The sequence below is a fragment of the Leyella stercorea genome (assembly GCF_021531655.1).
The window spans coordinates 66,720-84,024 of record NZ_JADYUF010000008.1 but is presented as its reverse complement, the minus strand read 5'-3'; the positions used below and the strand labels follow the sequence as shown (position 1 = coordinate 84,024).

14 protein-coding genes and 1 tRNA gene are annotated in these 17,305 nt (G+C 51.7%); 10 read left to right on the top strand and 5 right to left on the bottom strand.

Annotated elements, in window-relative coordinates; all coding sequences use genetic code 11:
• Positions 1 to 24 precede the first annotated feature (24 nt).
• From I6E49_RS03900 to I6E49_RS03890, 3 genes are all read right to left on the bottom strand, one after another.
• Positions 25 to 1,170 carry a helix-turn-helix domain-containing protein gene (locus tag I6E49_RS03900; protein ID WP_235400567.1) on the bottom strand — a complete coding sequence of 382 codons (1,146 nt, stop codon included), beginning with the start codon at positions 1,168 to 1,170 and terminating at the stop codon, positions 25 to 27.
• Between the two features lie 320 nt (positions 1,171 to 1,490).
• On the bottom strand, positions 1,491 to 2,279 hold the full coding sequence (locus I6E49_RS03895) for an ABC transporter ATP-binding protein (RefSeq protein WP_235400566.1): 789 nt from the start codon (positions 2,277 to 2,279) through the stop codon (positions 1,491 to 1,493).
• A gap of 38 nt (positions 2,280 to 2,317) precedes the next feature.
• Positions 2,318 to 3,064 (bottom strand): MlaE family ABC transporter permease, encoded by a 747-nt coding sequence (locus tag I6E49_RS03890; RefSeq protein ID WP_235400565.1) that lies wholly within the window; start codon positions 3,062 to 3,064, stop codon positions 2,318 to 2,320.
• A 160-nt stretch (positions 3,065 to 3,224) separates the two neighbouring features.
• Here I6E49_RS03890 and lptB point away from each other — a divergent pair, with 160 nt between their 5' ends.
• Positions 3,225 to 4,067, top strand: a complete 843-nt coding sequence (lptB, locus tag I6E49_RS03885; RefSeq protein WP_235400564.1) for an LPS export ABC transporter ATP-binding protein — start codon at positions 3,225 to 3,227, stop codon at positions 4,065 to 4,067.
• Positions 4,068 to 4,102: 35 nt separating this feature from the next.
• Positions 4,103 to 4,642 carry a phosphodiesterase gene (gene yfcE / locus I6E49_RS03880; protein WP_235400563.1) on the top strand — a complete coding sequence of 180 codons (540 nt, stop codon included), beginning with the start codon at positions 4,103 to 4,105 and terminating at the stop codon, positions 4,640 to 4,642.
• A 123-nt stretch (positions 4,643 to 4,765) separates the two neighbouring features.
• Here the strand turns inward: yfcE and I6E49_RS03875 are convergent.
• Positions 4,766 to 4,839: transfer RNA gene (locus tag I6E49_RS03875), tRNA-Pro, on the bottom strand.
• A 158-nt stretch (positions 4,840 to 4,997) separates the two neighbouring features.
• On the opposite strand from I6E49_RS03875, the gene I6E49_RS03870 reads away from it, so the two are divergent.
• From I6E49_RS03870 to I6E49_RS14410, 6 genes are all read left to right on the top strand, one after another.
• Positions 4,998 to 6,251, top strand: a complete 1,254-nt coding sequence (locus I6E49_RS03870) for a 3-phosphoshikimate 1-carboxyvinyltransferase (RefSeq protein WP_235400562.1) — start codon at positions 4,998 to 5,000, stop codon at positions 6,249 to 6,251.
• Positions 6,252 to 6,423: 172 nt separating this feature from the next.
• The gene (locus I6E49_RS03865) at positions 6,424 to 6,816 is read left to right on the top strand and encodes a hypothetical protein (RefSeq protein ID WP_235400561.1); all 393 of its coding nucleotides are present in this window, start codon (positions 6,424 to 6,426) and stop codon (positions 6,814 to 6,816) included.
• Positions 6,817 to 6,969: 153 nt separating this feature from the next.
• Positions 6,970 to 10,002, top strand: a complete 3,033-nt coding sequence (locus tag I6E49_RS03860) for a tetratricopeptide repeat protein (protein ID WP_235400579.1) — start codon at positions 6,970 to 6,972, stop codon at positions 10,000 to 10,002.
• A 14-nt stretch (positions 10,003 to 10,016) separates the two neighbouring features.
• Positions 10,017 to 11,564, top strand: coding sequence for a bifunctional response regulator/alkaline phosphatase family protein (locus I6E49_RS03855; protein WP_235400560.1), 1,548 nt, complete (start codon positions 10,017 to 10,019; stop codon positions 11,562 to 11,564).
• Between the two features lie 223 nt (positions 11,565 to 11,787).
• Positions 11,788 to 12,201 (top strand): tRNA (adenosine(37)-N6)-threonylcarbamoyltransferase complex ATPase subunit type 1 TsaE, encoded by a 414-nt coding sequence (gene tsaE / locus I6E49_RS03850; protein WP_235392104.1) that lies wholly within the window; start codon positions 11,788 to 11,790, stop codon positions 12,199 to 12,201.
• Positions 12,202 to 12,304: 103 nt separating this feature from the next.
• Positions 12,305 to 12,439 carry a hypothetical protein gene (locus I6E49_RS14410; protein ID WP_262911509.1) on the top strand — a complete coding sequence of 45 codons (135 nt, stop codon included), beginning with the start codon at positions 12,305 to 12,307 and terminating at the stop codon, positions 12,437 to 12,439.
• Positions 12,440 to 12,670: 231 nt separating this feature from the next.
• On the opposite strand, the gene I6E49_RS03845 is transcribed toward I6E49_RS14410, so the two are convergent.
• Positions 12,671 to 14,002 carry a hypothetical protein gene (locus tag I6E49_RS03845; protein WP_235400559.1) on the bottom strand — a complete coding sequence of 444 codons (1,332 nt, stop codon included), beginning with the start codon at positions 14,000 to 14,002 and terminating at the stop codon, positions 12,671 to 12,673.
• A 470-nt stretch (positions 14,003 to 14,472) separates the two neighbouring features.
• Between I6E49_RS03845 and nhaC the strand changes: the two genes are divergently transcribed.
• Both nhaC and I6E49_RS03835 read left to right on the top strand, forming a co-directional pair.
• Positions 14,473 to 15,927: a Na+/H+ antiporter NhaC gene (nhaC, locus tag I6E49_RS03840; protein ID WP_235400558.1), complete on the top strand. Its 1,455-nt coding sequence runs from the start codon at positions 14,473 to 14,475 to the stop codon at positions 15,925 to 15,927.
• A 114-nt stretch (positions 15,928 to 16,041) separates the two neighbouring features.
• Positions 16,042 to 17,289 (top strand): DUF2264 domain-containing protein, encoded by a 1,248-nt coding sequence (locus I6E49_RS03835; RefSeq protein ID WP_235400557.1) that lies wholly within the window; start codon positions 16,042 to 16,044, stop codon positions 17,287 to 17,289.
• Positions 17,290 to 17,305 lie beyond the last annotated feature (16 nt).

Here is a 17,305-nt window from a genome sequence, read left to right as displayed (position 1 = left end):
ACCAAAAATAGCCCTAAAGTATCACTATATAGTCTTCGTCTCCCAGTCGGTTGGCGACACGCCCGTCTTGCGCTTGAAGGCACGATAGAGGTTCACTCTGCCTGCAAAGCCCGTCTCTGAGGCGAGTGCGTCGAGCGTGTGCTGCTTGAGCCATCCATTCTCGATGAGTCTTGCTGCCTCTGCCACACGATACTCGTTGATGTATGTCTTGAAGTTGATGCCACGACAATGATTGATGGCTGTAGAGACGACACGATGACTCTTGCCGCATAAGGTTGCGACATTGGCAATGGAAAGGTCGGGAGTCTTGTAAAGAGCCTTCTCCTGCATCAGTCGTTCTATCTGTTCCATCAGCGATTGATCGTCTTCAGTAGCCGTGATGTCGGCTGATGCGTTGTCGGCTGAAACGTCAATCGGCATTTCTTCCGTATCAGTAACTTCGCATGCAGAGTCTTCCAATGGCTCCTTGATTTTCGGGAAGATGTACACGTAATTCATAAATCTTACGGCGAACACAGAGTAATAGACCACCGCCGTGAGCATGAACAGCAGTTGCGTAAGCGGTGTTATCATCCACGCGAACAGCAGGGCGATGATGCCAACGCCGAATGCACTGTAGAAAGCCACGGGCACCCAATGCAGTCGCTTGCGCTCGCTGTCGGAGAAATAGTTGTCCATGAGTTGGCGATAGTGCTTGTAGTAATGGTTGAACAGCGCTACGTAGCGTGCCATGAGCAACATGTAGAAAAGCGAAAAAGCATAGAAGACATACTGCCGGCTGTCTGGCGGACAAACGGCAAACAGCACGAAGGCTACAGCAATGCTGACAGCTACCACCAAGGTTTCGTTAAAGGCAGCACGCTTGGTGAAGAAGCTGATGTCGAGCAGTGCAATGAGCGAATAGGTGAAGAGGAAGGCTTGCGTTATGCCGATGGCTATTACTATCATACTGTTGAGCAAGTCGCCCACAAGCGACTGCTGCGAAAACGTCTCGCAGATGAGTGCTGCACAGTAGACAAGGAACGTGACCCCCATCACCTTGCGTGCAAATGCATAATTCTTGAGCTCTTCCTTATCGGGTATGGTAAGTAAGAAGAGGCATATACCGAATGCAAGCATCATTCCCGGAATGATGTATGCTGTCAGTAAGTTATATAGGAATATCAACATAATATAGCTGTTATAAAAGAGCCGCGCTGCATTCTCTGCGGCGCGGCTTTAAATTAATAGTAAAGTGATGACTATCAGTTTTTTTATTCTTTGAGAAGGTATTATTAGGTGATTGTTTAAAGGTATGGTTGTCGCCCGTTCCATCTCTTGCGAGAATGGTCTTGGCGTGTTGTGTCTGTATGGTTTAAATTGGTTGTTATGATATGATGATAATTTTCGACTGCAAAGATAGTTCCATTTTTTCGGATACCAAAACTTTTGTAAAAGAAATGTTTGAAAAAACTTGATTTTAACATTTCACGTCTTAATTTTCAGCCCGTTTACGGCTGAATATGTGTTTTTTTGCTAAGTTTTTCCATTTCCACTTCCTTCACTTTGCGGAACAGATCGGATGCGAAAACGAGGTCGTTGAGGTTCTCGTTTGTAGCTCCCATCACGTCGTCTTTGGTGCCCTGCCATTCCTTTCGGCCCTTGTATATGAACAGGATGTTTTCGCCGATGCCCATCACCGAGTTCATGTCGTGGGTGTTGATGATGGTTGTGATGTCGTATTCTTTTGTGATTGACGACAGCAACTCGTCGATGACGAGCGATGTACGAGGGTCGAGACCCGAGTTCGGTTCGTCGCAGAACAGATATTTGGGGTTGAGTACGATGGCTCGCGCAATGGCTACACGCTTCTGCATACCTCCCGATATTTCGCCCGGAAACTTCTGCTGTGCGTCGATAAGATTCACGCGGTCGAGACATTCTTGTGCCCGGCGTACGCGTTCACGATAGTTCATCGACGAGAACATGTCGAGCGGGAACATTACGTTCTCCAATACCGAGAGCGAGTCGAATAGGGCAGCGCTCTGGAATATCATTCCCATCTCGCGGCGCATTTGCACCTTAACGTCCTTACTCATTGCCACGAAGTTGCGGTTGTCGTACAATACCTCGCCGCTTGTAGGCGTCAGCAGTCCCACAAGGTTCTTCATAAGCACCGTTTTGCCGCTGCCGCTCTGTCCGATGATAAGGTTTGTCTTGCCGTCTTCAAACACAGCGTTGATGTCCTTTAGCACTTCCTTGTCGCCGAACGACTTATATAGATGTTTTACTTCAATCATAGTGGGTTGTTATGTTGTTATGTTGAGGTGTTGCTGTTTTAACTTAGCAACTGTGTGAGGAACACGTCCGAGAACAGAATCAGTACGCTTGAGTTGACCACAGCGTTGGTGCTGGCCTTGCCTACTTCTACCGATCCGCCCTCAACCGTATATCCGAAATAGCTCGACACGCTCGAAATGATGAACGCGAAGACAAGACTCTTGATTATACTCATCCACATAAACCATGAGTTGAACTGGTGTTGCAGTCCGAGCGTAAGGTCTTCGGGCGAGAGGATGTGTCCGATGTAAGCCGTGCCGTAGGCTCCCAGTATGCCCGTAGCAGAAGAGAAGATTACGAGGAAGGGCATGATTGTGACCAGTCCCAGTATCTTCGGCAGAATGAGATAGTTGGCTGAGTTGACACCCATGATGTCGAGGGCGTCAATCTGCTGCGTAACGCGCATGGTGCCCAACTCCGAAGCGATGTTCGATCCTACCTTGCCTGCCAGAATAAGACACATGATACTTGACGAGAACTCAAGCAACAGAATCTCACGCGTAGTATATCCCGACACCCATCGGGGCATCCACGGGCTCTGGATGTTGAGCTTCATCTGGATGCAGATAACGGCACCGATGAAGAACGAGATGAGTAGCACGATGCCTATAGAGTCAACGCCGAGCGACGACATCTCCTTAATGTACTGCTTGAAGAACATGCGCATGCGCTCCGGGCGTGCCAATGAGCGTCCCATCAGCATGAGATAACGTCCGAACGTGTTTAAGTATTTCAATATCAACATAATTATGGTTGTGCTTTATTTATATTGAATGCAAAAGTAGCAATAAAAAGACAAAAACTATTCATAAGATTTAAGTTTTTGTGTTTTATTTGGGGGAAATGATATTTTGTTTTACCTTTGTATCGGTTTTTATATATGCTAAACCCAATCAAGAACAGATATGAATGATATAAAAGAAGATATGGCGGCAGCTGCCGACACTAAGCCCCACTGCATGGTGCTCCGCGCCGAAGGACTTGTGAAGCGTTATGGCAAGCGTACCGTTGTCAACGACGTGTCGATAAATGTTCGTCAGGGCGAGATTGTAGGACTTCTGGGACCTAACGGAGCAGGAAAGACCACATCTTTCTATATGACCACAGGACTCATCGTGCCCAACGGCGGACACATATACATCGACGACAAGGACATAACCAGCTTCCCAGTGTACAAGCGTGCACGCTCCGGCATAGGATACCTGCCTCAGGAGGCGAGCGTATTCCGCAAACTGAGCGTCGAAGACAACATTATGTCGGTGCTCGAGATGACCAATCTCACACGCAAGCAGCAACTTAAGAAGTTGGAGGAACTTATTGCCGACTTCAATCTGGGCAAGGTGCGCAAGAATCTTGGCGACCAGTTGTCGGGTGGCGAACGCCGTCGTACGGAGATAGCACGCTGTCTTGCCATCGACCCTAAGTTCATCATGCTCGACGAACCCTTTGCTGGTGTCGACCCGATTGCCGTCGAAGAGATACAGCATGTGGTGTGGCGACTGAAATACCGCAACATCGGCATCCTCATAACTGACCACAACGTGCAGGAGACGCTTACCATTACCGACCGTGCATACTTGTTGTTTGAGGGTAGGATTCTGTTCCAGGGCAAGCCCGAAGAACTCGCCGAGAACGAAGTGGTGCGCGAGAAATACCTCGGTTCGACATTCGTGCTGCGCAAGAAGGACTTCCAGCTTATCGACGAACAGAAGCGCAAGCGCGACCAGGACCGCGAACTCAACGACTGATAATATCATTAGTACACGTCAGAACACACACATTTATGAAATACTTATTAGTATCCGACATACACGGATGTCTGCCGACACTTCAGCAAGTGCTCGATTTCTACGACCGCAACCAGTACGACATGCTGCTCATTCTTGGCGACATACTCAACTACGGACCCCGCAATCGCATCCCCGAAGGCATCGACCCGAAGGGCATCGTTGAGCTTCTCAACAACAGAAAGGACAGTATCGTCGCCGTGCGTGGCAACTGCGACGCCGAGGTAGACCAGATGCTGCTCGAATTTCCAATCATGGCAGACTACGCCATCATCGTTGATGGCGGTCGACGCATGTTCATCACCCACGGACATGTATACAACGAGCAGAACCGCCCAGCTCTTGCACACGACATATTTGTGTACGGACATACACATCTGTGGAAACTTGAGCCTGCCGAAAACGACGGCATCGTGTGCAATCTCGGTTCGATAACCTTCCCAAAGGGAGGCAACGAACCCACATTTGCCACCTACGACGACGGCCCAATGCGCATCAGACGTATGGACGGCAGCGTGATAAAGGAATTATTTTGAAATTTTTTGAAATATAGAAAGTCTTCCGTGCGTGATGCATAGAAGGCTTTTTTTCGTGTCAAATGTATAACAATAAAAAATGGGTTAAAATGTTGTTTGGCAACACTTTAACCCATTTTTAAGTCGGGATGACTGGACTCGAACCAGCGACCTCACGCCCCCCAGACGCGTGCGCTAACCAACTGCGCTACATCCCGAACTTCTTGTAAGCGGGTGCAAAGATACACACTTATTATGAAACAGCCAAATAAAATGCCGACAATTTTGGAAAATAAATTAAAATACTTATCTTTGCACTATATTATAATAAGGTATAGCCGGCAATGCCGGTTCAACAAATAAACAATAAATATATATGCAATACATACTCAAGGCACCTGCAAGCTTCAATGCCACCATAAAACTACCTGCATCCAAGAGCATCAGCAACCGCGCGCTCATTATATACGCTCTGTCCAACAGCGATGTGCTGCCGCAGAACCTTTCGGTGTGCGACGACACGGAGGTTGTAGTGAATGCCTTGATGAGCAATCCCGACGTCATCGACATCAAGGCGGCAGGCACAGCCATGCGCTTCATGACAGCCTATCTGTCCGTAACGCCCGGCGAGCACGTCATCACCGGAACCGAACGCATGAAGAACCGCCCCATAGGCATACTCGTTGACGCGCTGCGCTATCTCGGTGCCGACATCGAATACGTTGCCAACGAGGGCTATCCGCCGCTCCGCATCAAGGGACATCCGCTCGAAGGAGGCTATCTGGAGATTCCGGGCAACGTCAGTTCGCAATACATCTCGGCGCTGCTCATGATTGGTCCGGTGCTCAAGAACGGACTGGAGCTGCGCATGACGGGCGGCATCATATCGCGTCCGTACATCGACCTCACGCTGTGGATGATGCGCGAGTTCGGAGCCGATGCCGACTGGAGCGACATGGAGACCGTAAAAGTCAACCCCCATCCGTACAACCAGCACAAGTATCTGATTGAGAGCGACTGGAGCGCGTCGTCCTATTGGTATGAGATGATGGCGCTTACGGACGACACCGAGTCGCAACTGATGTTTGAAGGACTCATGGACGCTTCGAAGCAGGGCGACTCCATCGTCAAGTACATATACTCGCTGATGGGCGTGAAGACCCGTTTCGCCGAGCGCGCCGACAATGACGCTATGCCAACCGTTACGCTCAAGAAGCAGCATTGCATGTTGCCGCGACTCGACTACGACTTCATCTCGGCTCCCGACCTGGCGCAGACCGTTGTCGTGACGTGCGCATTGCTCGACATTCCGTTCAAGTTCACCGGACTGGCGAGCCTTAAAATCAAGGAGACCGACCGCATAGAAGCATTGAAACGCGAATTGCGCAAGCTGGGATATGTGCTGCGCGACGAGAACAACGACACGCTGATATGGGACGGAGCGAAGTGCGAACCCACCTTCGAACCTATCGATACGTACGAAGACCATCGCATGGCTATGGCGTTCGCACCGGCTGCTATCAAGTTCCCCGGACTCCGAATCAACGACCCGTATGTAGTGACCAAGTCGTATCCGCAGTTCTGGGACGACCTCGAATCGGCTGGTTGGACTATCGAGAAAATCAAATAGAAAACCAATAGTAAAACCATCGTCCAGCAAAAGGACTCCTTTTAGGGTGCAAAAGGACTCCTTTTACCATGCAAAAGGACTCCTTTTGGAGTGCAAAACGAACCCTTTTGAAGTGCAAAAGGACTCCTTTTGAAAACCATACGTATTTATCGCTAAATAAAACGATATAAAAATGCTGATTCTGATACTTTCAATACTCCTGCTCGGCGTGATTGTAGCCATAGCCTCAAAGGTGGCTTCGCGCGGCAAGAATATCGAAGATGCCCCTATAAAGGTGGAGCAGACATGTGCCACATGCAACGGTACGCCCGAGACGAAGTGCGAGCAAGACTGCATGATGGAGGCGTCGACCAAGCCGATAGAATACTTCGACGACGAAGAACTCGACGCTTTCAGCGGACGACAGTCGGACAGTTACACCGACGACGAGGCTGAGCAGTTCTCCGATGTGCTCTATACCATGCGCCAGGACGAAGTGGCAGCATGGTGCCGCAGCCTGCACCTGCGTGGCATCGAACTGCCCGACCAGATAAAAGACGAAGTGTATATGCTCCGCACCAATTAATAATTCAACATTTAACACTTAACATTCAACATTCCACTCTCAACATTCAACATTCAAAATCCCGTGTTTCAGCGTTCCCGATACATCATATTCCTGTTTGTTGCCGTCATCATCATCTCGGCGACAGGATGCTCTACGCAGAAAAACACGGCAATGACACGCCGCTGGCACGCCTTCAAGGCACGCTACAATACATATTATAATGGTACGCTTGCGTACATCGACGCATCCGAAGAGAAGGAGAACGGCAACCGCGACAACTACACCGAGCTGCTGCCGTTGTACACCGTGGCTAACAAGCAGAGCCGTGAGTTGGGCAAGGCAGGCTACGAACGCGCCATAGAGAAGTGTCAGAAGACCATCCGACTGCACAGCATCAAGCGCCGACCCGTGTGGGACAAGAAGCGGCGCAAGACCCAACGCGACCGTGAGTGGCTCTCCCGACGCGAGTACAATCCCTTCTTGTGGCGTGCATGGATGCTGATGGGACGCTCGCAGTTCTACAAAGGCGACTTCGACGAGGCTGCTTCTACCTTCGCCTATATGTCGCGGCTCTACCGCACGCAGCCTGCCATATACGGCAAGGCGCGCGCATGGCTTGCCAAGTGCTACATCGAGGAGGGATGGAACTACGACGCCGAGGACGTGATACGTGCCACACGGCGCGACTCTATACACTGGGCTGCACAGAAGGAGTGGGACTATACGCTCGCCGACTACTATCTGCGCACCGCCGACTATGCCAACGCTGCCAAATATCTGCGCCGCGTCATACGCCACGAGATGCGACGCAAGCAGCGTGCACGCGAGTGGTTCATCATGGGACAGATACAGACCCTGCTCGGCAACAAGACGGCTGCCACCGATGCCTATCGCCGTGTGATAAGGCAGAATCCGCCCTATGAGGTGGAGTTCAACGCACGCATAGCCATGACCGAGGTGATGTCGGGTACGCAGTCGAACAAGATGATAGCCCGGCTCAAGCGCATGGCGGCTTCCGACAAGAACAAGGACTATCTCGACCAGGTGTATTACGCCATCGGTAACATCTATATGGCGCGTCGGGATACTGCAAACGCCATCTCGGCTTATGAGCGTGGAGCTGCAAGGGCTACCCGTTCGGGCATAGAGAAAGGAGTGCTGTTGCTCCGTCTGGGCGACATCTACTGGCAGCGCGAACGCTATGCCGACGCACAGCGCACGTATGGTGAGGCAATAGGACTGCTCGACCACGACCGCCCCGGCTATGCTCAGCTCAACCAGCGCTCTAAGGTGCTCGACGAACTGGTGCCATTCACCGAGACCGTTCATCTGCAAGACTCGCTGCAGCAGCTCGCCCGTATGGACGAAGCGTCGCGTAATGCTGCCATCGACCGCGTCATCACGCAGCTCAAACGCAAGGAACGCGAGGAGCAACGGCTCAAGGCCGAACAGGAATCAAGCAACGGCACTCAGCCGGACGGTGCAATGGACACGGGCAATTCCAACCGGTTGAACCAGCAACGGCCTCTCAACAGCAGCACTTCAGCCGCCATGAAAGGCGATAAGGCGCAATGGTACTTCTACAATCCTATGGCTGTGAGCCAGGGCAAGACCGCTTTCCGGAAACTCTGGGGCAAGCGCGAGAACGTAGACAACTGGCGGCGCACCAACAAGACCGTTGTAGCTGTGGGCAATAACGACGATGAGGCTGTGGCTGACACTACAGAGTTTGTTGCCGACTCGATTCCTGCGACTCTGCCCGACAGCGTTGTTGCCGACCCGCACCAGCGCGAATACTACTTGGCGCAGATACCCTTCACCGACGAACAGAAGGCCGAAAGCGACCGTCTGATTATGGACGCACTCTACAATGCGGGCGTAATATTCAAGGACAAGCTCGACAATCTCACGCTCTCCGAGCGCAGTCTGCTGCGTCTCATACGCCAGTACGAATCGTCCGAACGCATCCCCGATGCCTATTATCACCTCTTTCTGCTCTATATGCGAAAGGGCGACAAGCCCACAGCCGACTCTTATGTCAGTCTGCTGAAGCGCAACTATCCGCACAACGAATTGACTGTGCTGCTGTCCGACCCCAATTATGTGGAGAATGCACGCTTCGGCGTACACATCGAAGACTCGCTCTACGCCGCTACATACGACGCTTTCAAGGCTGGACGCTACAACGAAGTGAAGGCTGGCGTGGAACTTTCGGGCAGCCGTTTCGCCCTCGGTGCCAACCGCGACAAGTTCGTCTTCATCGGCGGACTGTCCAAGCTGAACGACGGCGATGCCGCAGGATGCGTTGAAGACATGCGCACCGTGGTGGAGAAGTATCCCGAGAGTGGTGTGGCTCCGCTCGCCGGAATGATTGTCAAGGGCGTGGGCGAAGGCCGCAAGTTGTATGGTGGCAAGTTCGACATTGACAATGTGTGGCAACGACGTGCCGCCGTGCTTGCCGACAGCGACTCTGTTGCCACCCGACAGTTGTCGGCTGAGCGCAACACTCCGTTCGTATACATGGCGGTTTACGCTCCCGACTCGGTCGACGAGAACCGTTTGCTGTTCAATATAGCCCGTTACAACTTCACGAGCTATCTGGTTCGCAACTTCGACATTGCCATCGAGGACGTGGGCGGAATGCATAGCATGACCATAAGCGGTTTCCGCAACTACGACGAGGCTCTGCAATACGCCCGACAGCTGCACAGTCAGAAGCCCGTGGCACAGCTTATGGCTCACGCTCGCAGCGTGATAGTGAGCGAGGAGAACCGCCAGTTGCTCGGACAGCAGTTCAGTTACGACGACTACGACCGTTTCTATGCACGACACTTTGCACCGCTCAAGATTGCCGACGAGCCGTTGCTCAACGAGCCCGACTATACTCCTGAGCCCCCGTCTGACGACAATTACGCTCCGGATGTGCCCGATACAGCACCCGACGTTGATGCCGACAATGACAATAAGACCTACATCACTATCGAGGATAATGATGCCGCGACCGATAGGAAGAACGCTGCAACTGACAATACGACGACCGTTGTGACAGAAAAGAAACCTGCTGCAGCAGACAAGAAGAACGCTGCGGCAGACAAGAAGCCCGTTTCGGCAGACAAGAAGAATGTCGTGAACGATAAAAAGAAACAGAAACAGCCCGTTGAGGTGGACTTGAATGACGAGTATTACGACCTCGAAGGCTTCTAAAAAATATAGGAAACATGACTACAGGACACCTGTTGTGGGTTGACGACGAGATAGAAATGCTGCGCGCCCACATTATCTTTTTGGAGAAGAAGGGCTATGACGTCACCACCGTCAACAACGGCAACGACGCCATAGAGGAATGTCGTAAGCGCAATTTCGACCTCGTGCTGCTCGACGAGATGATGCCCGGAATCACAGGACTCGAAACATTGCAGCAGATTAAGGAAATTTCGCCCTCTACACCAATCGTTATGGTGACCAAGAGCGAAGAGGAGAACATCATGGATCAGGCCATCGGACAGAAGATTGCCGACTATCTTATCAAGCCCGTCAACCCCAGTCAGATTCTGCTCGCACTCAAAAAGAACATCCACAAGAAGCAGATTGTCACCGAAGTGACACAGACCGGCTATCGCAAGGAGTTTCAGGACATAGCAATGCGCATCATGGACTGCAACACTTTGGACGACTGGAAGGACATATACCGCCGCCTTGTGCGTTGGGAACTTGAACTCAGTTCTGCCGATTCGGACATGACGGAGATGCTGCAGATGCAGAAGGAGGAGGCAAACAACTCCTTCGCCAAGTTCGTTCGAAAGAACTATCTGTCGTGGGTGGCTCCCGGCACAACCCAAAGGCCGTTCATGAGTCCCGATATATTTAAGAAATGCGTGTTCCCGGCAGTCAATAACGGCGAGAAAGTGTTTCTCATTGTCATCGACAACTTCCGCTACGACCAGTGGCGCACGCTCGCCCAGGACATAGGCGAGATGTTTGATGTCAATGAAGACATGTATATGAGCATCCTGCCTACAGCCACGCAGTATGCCCGCAACGCCATATTCTCCGGTCTGATGCCCGAACAAATAGAGCGTATGTTTCCCGATTTGTGGGTCGACGAGGACGAAGAGGAGGGCAAGAACATCAATGAGGAGCCGCTCGTACGTACGCAGATAGAACGCTATCGTCGCCACGATACATTCTCATATCACAAAATCAACGACTCGGCAGCAGCCGAACGGCTGATAGAACGACTAGGCGAGCTGAAGAAGAACGACATCAACGTTGTGGTGTTGAACTTCATCGACATGCTGTCGCACGCACGTACGGAGTCGAAGATGGTGCGTGAGCTTGCCAACAACGAGTCGGCTTATCGCAGCATAACCCTCTCGTGGTTCCGACACTCGGTAGTTGGCGAGCTGCTTAAGGCCCTTGCGCAGACCGACAGCACCGTTATCATCACCACAGACCACGGAAGTATCAGGGCATCGAAGCCCATAAAGATAATCGGCGACCGCAACACCAACACCAACCTGCGCTACAAACTCGGCAAGAATCTCAACTGCCAGTCGAAGGAAGTGTTTGTTGTCAAGAATCCGCACGATGCGCAATTGCCTGCGCCCAACCTCTCCACGTCGTACGTTTTCGCTACAGGCAACTCCTTCCTGGCATATCCCAACAACTACAACTACTATGTGTCGTACTATAAGGACACGTTCCAGCACGGTGGAATATCAATGGAGGAAATGCTCATTCCGCTCGTTACGCTGAAGAAGAGGTAGAGGGAAGCCCCACCCCCAGCCCCTCCCCCGCAGGGAGGGGAGCGATATGAACCGACTGCTTAGTAGAAAATTTACAATAATCAATTAATAAATCATACAGCCAACTATCCCTCATCCCAACAAAATCACATTACTCCCCTCCCTGCTGGGGAGGGGTTGGGGGTAGGGCTTCCTCCCTTTCTATTGTGAGGGGTTGGGGATAGGGCCTTTATTTTGTTTATTTATGGAAATAAGAATAAACACATTGGCAGACATAAACGAGGCTGCCAAGCAATTCATTGCCAACATGGGCGACAGCAAAGTGTTCGCCTTCTACGGCAAGATGGGAGCCGGCAAGACAACATTTGTCAAAGCCGTATGCGAGGAACTGGGCGTAGACGATGTCATCACATCGCCCACATTCGCCATCGTCAACGAATATCAGTCGGCAACAACGGGCGACAGCATATTCCACTTCGACTTCTATCGTATCAAAAAACTCGACGAAGTGTACGACATGGGATATGAGGACTACTTCTACAGCGGTTCGCTCTGCTTCCTCGAATGGCCCGAACTCATCGAAGAACTCCTGCCCGAGGATGCCGTTAAGGTAACAATCGAGGAGACACAGGACGGCAGCCGACTGATAAAGTTTTAATAACGAATAGAAGGAGGGAATCAAAAGTCAAAGCAGTACGCCCCAAAGGGGCAGAAGCCCATAGCCCAGGGCAACACCCTGGGTAAATGTATCACAAACACCAATGCGCCCTGCAAGGGCAAAAGCGTTAATTATCAATGCTTTTGCCCTTGCAGGGCGTTGTGTTATTATTAATCCGTCTACCCAGGGTGTTGCCCTGGGCTATGTGCTTGTTGGGCTTTCAGCCCGCTTTGCTTGACTTTTGACACATCCTCCGGAGCAAACAATAACGGAACGGCGGACTCCCGTCCGACGCGCAAACTGACAGTATTGACATCTTTAATATAGATATTACTGATTTGGTTTGTGCGTCGGACGGGAGTCCGCCGTTATTGTTTTGGCTTAAACTCTTGGTTCGTACGATGTTTATTCAGATGGAAATTAGCAATGTGAATCAGCTTTCGGACGAACCTGACATTTTCCTTCCCGTTTACTCCTCCAGTGCCGCTGTAAACTCGCGGTGGAATGTTGAGAAGAAGTGGATGATTTCGTTGCGTGCCTCTTCGTCGAGAGTCCATACGCTTTCTTCGCCGTTGCGGTGGGCCTGTATGCGGCGTACGCAGCGTGCAATCTTTCGTTTGTTGTTGCGAGCCTGCAACTGGTCGCCCTGGATGGGGTTCTGCGAGATGTACGAGAAGGCAACGAGACGCTTCATGAATGTTTCGTATCGATTGAAGAGCAGAGCCTGGCGCATCATCTTTTCGGGGGCGTTGTCGAGATTTTCCATGTCAATCAGACCCTCAAGATGCTCGTGGCTCCAGTCGTCCTCGCTCAGCCAGAACCACTGGAATCCGTATTTCTGCTCCATAGCCATCAGTCGTTGTGCTATTGAGTCCTCGTCCTGGGCATCGGCAGCACTGAATACGCCGAAGGCGAAACGTGCCAGAGCCACGCCGTTGAGCTCTACTTCGTCGGCACCTTCAACGTCTTCGCCGCTCAGAATAACACGCCAGCGCAACGACTTGTTCTTGATGAGAGCCGAGTGTGCCCCCATCAGGATGTCAGAGAGCGGACCTTCGGCGTCAATCTCGCCCACCAGCGCCATACGGTTGCGCATGTCGCGTATTGACAGGCGCGCATCGTCGCCCAACACGCACATGTAGTTGAGCTTGTCGTCAGCCAACGACACCTGGAAGCGGTCGTTGTTGCTGTCGCCGACGAATGCGTAGCGATAGTCAGCCAGGTTGTTGTGTGTGATGTTTATGTCGCCCGTGATGCGCTGACCCTCAGCATCTGTTATGCAGAATCCCACATACGGGATGGTGAGACGTATTGTGAAGGGGTTGCCTTTGCGCGGAGTGAGTCGGCAGGCGATGCCGTCGTCGCCGAAATCGTCCTTGCGCAGCACGTAGCCTTCGTCCGTTCGCTCAGCCTTATCAATCACAACATTGCCGTAATGCCATGTAAAGTCGAACACAATCTCGTTCTCGTCGTTGCGCACAACCTTAACGAAGCGGTCGGGCGACACGCCCAGATATACTGCTTCGGCAGGCTTCACCTCCTCGTCGTCGTCGCCGAGCACAGCCATCTGCAGACGTCCGATAGTGGGGTCGTCCTCCCATTCGTCGTCGGCAGCGTTGTCGGTGCGGAACACCACGAAGGTGAGACGGTGCTGCTCGCGTGTGCCGTCGGGGCGGCAGAGGAAGTAGCTTGTCTCTTCAGGAATATATATAGGTGAGCTTATGTATGGGCTTATGCAACGAGCCGAAAATTCCAACTCTGTCCATGCAGAGCCAGTAGATGTAGTATTATTGGTAGCCATAAAAATTATAATGTTATCCTTTGGGGCTGCAAAGGTACTCATTTTTTGTGACATTTGAAAGCATGCAGGCACAAACAAATTGCATTAGGCAGAAGTTCGGATTTATGCCGAAAGCCTGAATTATTGTATATTTATACATTGCATATCCGCTTATCAGCTATGATAGACTATGCCTATAGTATTAGTCTACAATTTGTTTGCAGCATTTCGGCAGAACCTTTAACTTTGTATTCTCGTTTTCGGGAAACCGTATAATTATACATAAAAACGAATGAAAATCGTTGGTCTGAAAAAATGTAGTCCTTTTGGCATGCAAAAGGACTCGTTTTGGTGAGCAAAAGGACTCCTTTTGGAGTGTAAAAGGACTCGTTTTGGAATGCAAAAGGACTCCTTTTGAAAAACGCACCGAAAACGTCGGTCCAACGCTGATTGTTTTACAGTAGAATACAACCAATATTTACATGACAAAAATGTCGGAAAACAAAGAACAGAATCTTAAGAAACGTCCGTCTGCAGCGATGTCGCTCATGCCGCTCCTGGTTCTTGTAGCCCTGCTCACATTCGTAATACGTGCCTTTGGCAGCGACTCGCTTGCCGGTGCGTCGCAGATAGCCCTGCTTGCAGCATCGGCATTCTGTGTGCTCATAGGCATGTGGAGGCTCAATGTGCCGTGGTCGAGTTTTGAGAAAGCCATAGTCAAGAACGTTTCGAGTGTGGCAAGCGCCATAATCATACTGCTGCTCATAGGTGCGCTCGGTGGGGCGTGGATGCTGAGCGGAGTGGTTCCCACCTTAATATATTATGGCATGCACATCATCCATCCCGACATATTCCTCGTGTCGAGCTGCATTATCTGTGCCCTCGTAAGCGTAATGACGGGATCGTCGTGGACCACCATTGCCACGATAGGCATTGCGCTGATGGGCATAGGCAGGGCACAGGGCTTTGCCGACGGATGGATAGCCGGAGCCATAATATCGGGTGCCTATTTCGGCGACAAGATTTCGCCGCTGTCTGACACTACAACTCTGGCGTCCGGCTCGTTGGGCGTTCCGCTGTTCGACCATATACGCTATATGGTCTACACCACCGTTCCGTCGATAGTGATAGCGTTGATGGTGTTTGCCGTGGCAGGACTGCTGTGCGACACCAACACCGCCCAGGACATCGGTACGTTTGCGCTTGCGCTCAAGTCGCGCTTCTGCATATCGCCGTGGCTGCTGCTTGTGCCCGTGCTCACGGGCGTGTTGATAGCCAGGCGCGTTCCGCCCATCATCACGCTGTTCCTCTCGTCGCTCATGGCGGTAGTGGCTGCCGTGGTGTTTCAGGCCGATGCGCTGCGCGAGATTGACCCCTCGATGTTCAAGGCGGCTATGCGTTGTCTGTACGACAGCACTCAGCTTGCCACCGACGATGCCACCCTTGCCGGACTGGTAGGAACGCGCGGCATGGCAGGAATGATGGGTACGATATGGCTGATAGTGTGCGCCATGTGCTTTGGCGGATGCATGTCGGCAGGCGGAATGGTTGGCGGCATCACCCGACTGTTCATCCACATGGTCCACAGCCGTACGTCGCTCGTGGCGTCGACAGCCGCTTCGGGTGTCATGCTCAATATAGCCATAGCCGACCAGTATCTGTGTATATTGCTGACGGGCAATATGTTTCGCGACATTTACGACCGTGAGGGCTACGAACGCAGGCTCCTGAGCCGCACAACCGAAGACTCGGTGACGGTGACATCGGTGCTTGTGCCGTGGAATACGTGCGGAATGACGCAGAGCACGGTGCTCGGCGTGTCTACGTGGACATATCTGCCATACTGCGTATTCAACATTCTCTCGCCCATTATGAGCGTCATTGTAGCTGCAACGGGCTATGGCATAGTGCACAGAAAACCGTCGGTTAAGGATACAACAGAGTAGTAAAAGATAAAAAAATATAACAGAATTGCACGAAACGGCTGTATATAAATAATTATTAATAACTTTGTCGTATTATACTTTAAACCAAGATTGTACTAATAACTTAAAACAACAATGAAACGACAAATCAAATTGTTCGTTGCCGTATTGATTGCGGTGATGATGGCTGTGCCTACTATGGCTGCCAAGAAGAAGACAACTGCACAAGAACCCGACCGCAAAGTGTGGGCAGACCTGTGCTACAAGATAGCCCGTCCGGTGCTTGAAAATATGAGCAAGGGCAATTTCCAGAAGGACTTCACGCTCGAACTGAGCCCCAAGTGGGACGGCCGCGACACACGTGTGGCTTATCTTGAGGCTTTCGCCAGACTCATGGCGGGCATCAGTCCGTGGATAGCGCTGCCCGACGACGGCACTCCTGAGGGAGCGCAGCGCAAGCAGCTGCACACATGGGCAATACAGGCATACAAGAATGCGGTAGACCCTAACAACCCCGACCATATCACATGGCTCTGCAACGTGGCTCAGCCGCTGTGCGACGCTTCATATCTCGTGGAGAGCTTCATGCGCGCTCCCGAGGCAACATGGGACCAGCTCGACAACGTAACCAAGCAACGCTACATCGACGGACTCAAGAGTCTGCGCACAATAAGCCCTGCCTACAACAACTGGCTGCTCTTCCGCTGCATGGTTGAGGCTTTCTTCATGAGCATAGGCGAGGAGTATGACGGATATGTAATGACCGTCGGACTGCGCAAGATGAGCGAGTGGTATCTGAGCGACGGATGGTATAGCGACGGTCCGGAGTTTGCCATGGACTACTACAACGCTTATGCCATGCACCCGATGATGGTTGAGGTTGTGGAGATATGCAAGAAGCACAACTTCCCCACACCCGTTTCGCTCGACCTCGCAGTGAAGCGCATGAACCGATACAACGAAATCATTGAGCGATTCATCTCGCCCGAGGGCGCATACCCTGCCGTAGGACGCTCTGTAATATATCGTATGGGCGCATTCCAGACACTCGCCATGTCGGCTTGGAAGTACGGATTGCCCGAAAGCCTGAGCAACGGTGGCGTGCGTTCGGCACTCACCGCCGTAATGAAGCGTATGTTTGCCGTCGACGGCAACTTCACCGACAAGGGCTATCTGCAGCTCGGCTTTGCAGGACACCAGCCCGGACTTGCCAACTACTATTCAAACAACGGCTCGCTATACATGACATCGCTCGTGTTCATGCCGCTCGGATTGCCAGCCACGCATCCCTTCTGGACAGCTCCGGCAGAGCAGTGGACATCGCAGAAGGCGTGGAGCGGACAGCCGTTCCGTGAGGATTATCACACCTCACTGCGCAAGTAGACCATTCATAAACGAG

What these genes read in the sequence shown, in the direction of transcription:
- I6E49_RS03900 (WP_235400567.1), bottom strand. Translation starts at nt 1,170, where the DNA reads ATGTTGATATTCCTATATAACTTACTGACAGCATACATCATTCCGGGA.
- I6E49_RS03895 (WP_235400566.1), bottom strand. Translation starts at nt 2,279, where the DNA reads ATGATTGAAGTAAAACATCTATATAAGTCGTTCGGCGACAAGGAAGTG.
- I6E49_RS03890 (WP_235400565.1), bottom strand. Translation starts at nt 3,064, where the DNA reads ATGTTGATATTGAAATACTTAAACACGTTCGGACGTTATCTCATGCTG.
- lptB (WP_235400564.1), top strand. Translation starts at nt 3,225, where the DNA reads ATGAATGATATAAAAGAAGATATGGCGGCAGCTGCCGACACTAAGCCC.
- yfcE (WP_235400563.1), top strand. Translation starts at nt 4,103, where the DNA reads ATGAAATACTTATTAGTATCCGACATACACGGATGTCTGCCGACACTT.
- I6E49_RS03870 (WP_235400562.1), top strand. Translation starts at nt 4,998, where the DNA reads ATGCAATACATACTCAAGGCACCTGCAAGCTTCAATGCCACCATAAAA.
- I6E49_RS03865 (WP_235400561.1), top strand. Translation starts at nt 6,424, where the DNA reads ATGCTGATTCTGATACTTTCAATACTCCTGCTCGGCGTGATTGTAGCC.
- I6E49_RS03860 (WP_235400579.1), top strand. Translation starts at nt 6,970, where the DNA reads ATGACACGCCGCTGGCACGCCTTCAAGGCACGCTACAATACATATTAT.
- I6E49_RS03855 (WP_235400560.1), top strand. Translation starts at nt 10,017, where the DNA reads ATGACTACAGGACACCTGTTGTGGGTTGACGACGAGATAGAAATGCTG.
- tsaE (WP_235392104.1), top strand. Translation starts at nt 11,788, where the DNA reads ATGGAAATAAGAATAAACACATTGGCAGACATAAACGAGGCTGCCAAG.
- I6E49_RS14410 (WP_262911509.1), top strand. Translation starts at nt 12,305, where the DNA reads ATGCGCCCTGCAAGGGCAAAAGCGTTAATTATCAATGCTTTTGCCCTT.
- I6E49_RS03845 (WP_235400559.1), bottom strand. Translation starts at nt 14,002, where the DNA reads ATGGCTACCAATAATACTACATCTACTGGCTCTGCATGGACAGAGTTG.
- nhaC (WP_235400558.1), top strand. Translation starts at nt 14,473, where the DNA reads ATGTCGGAAAACAAAGAACAGAATCTTAAGAAACGTCCGTCTGCAGCG.
- I6E49_RS03835 (WP_235400557.1), top strand. Translation starts at nt 16,042, where the DNA reads ATGAAACGACAAATCAAATTGTTCGTTGCCGTATTGATTGCGGTGATG.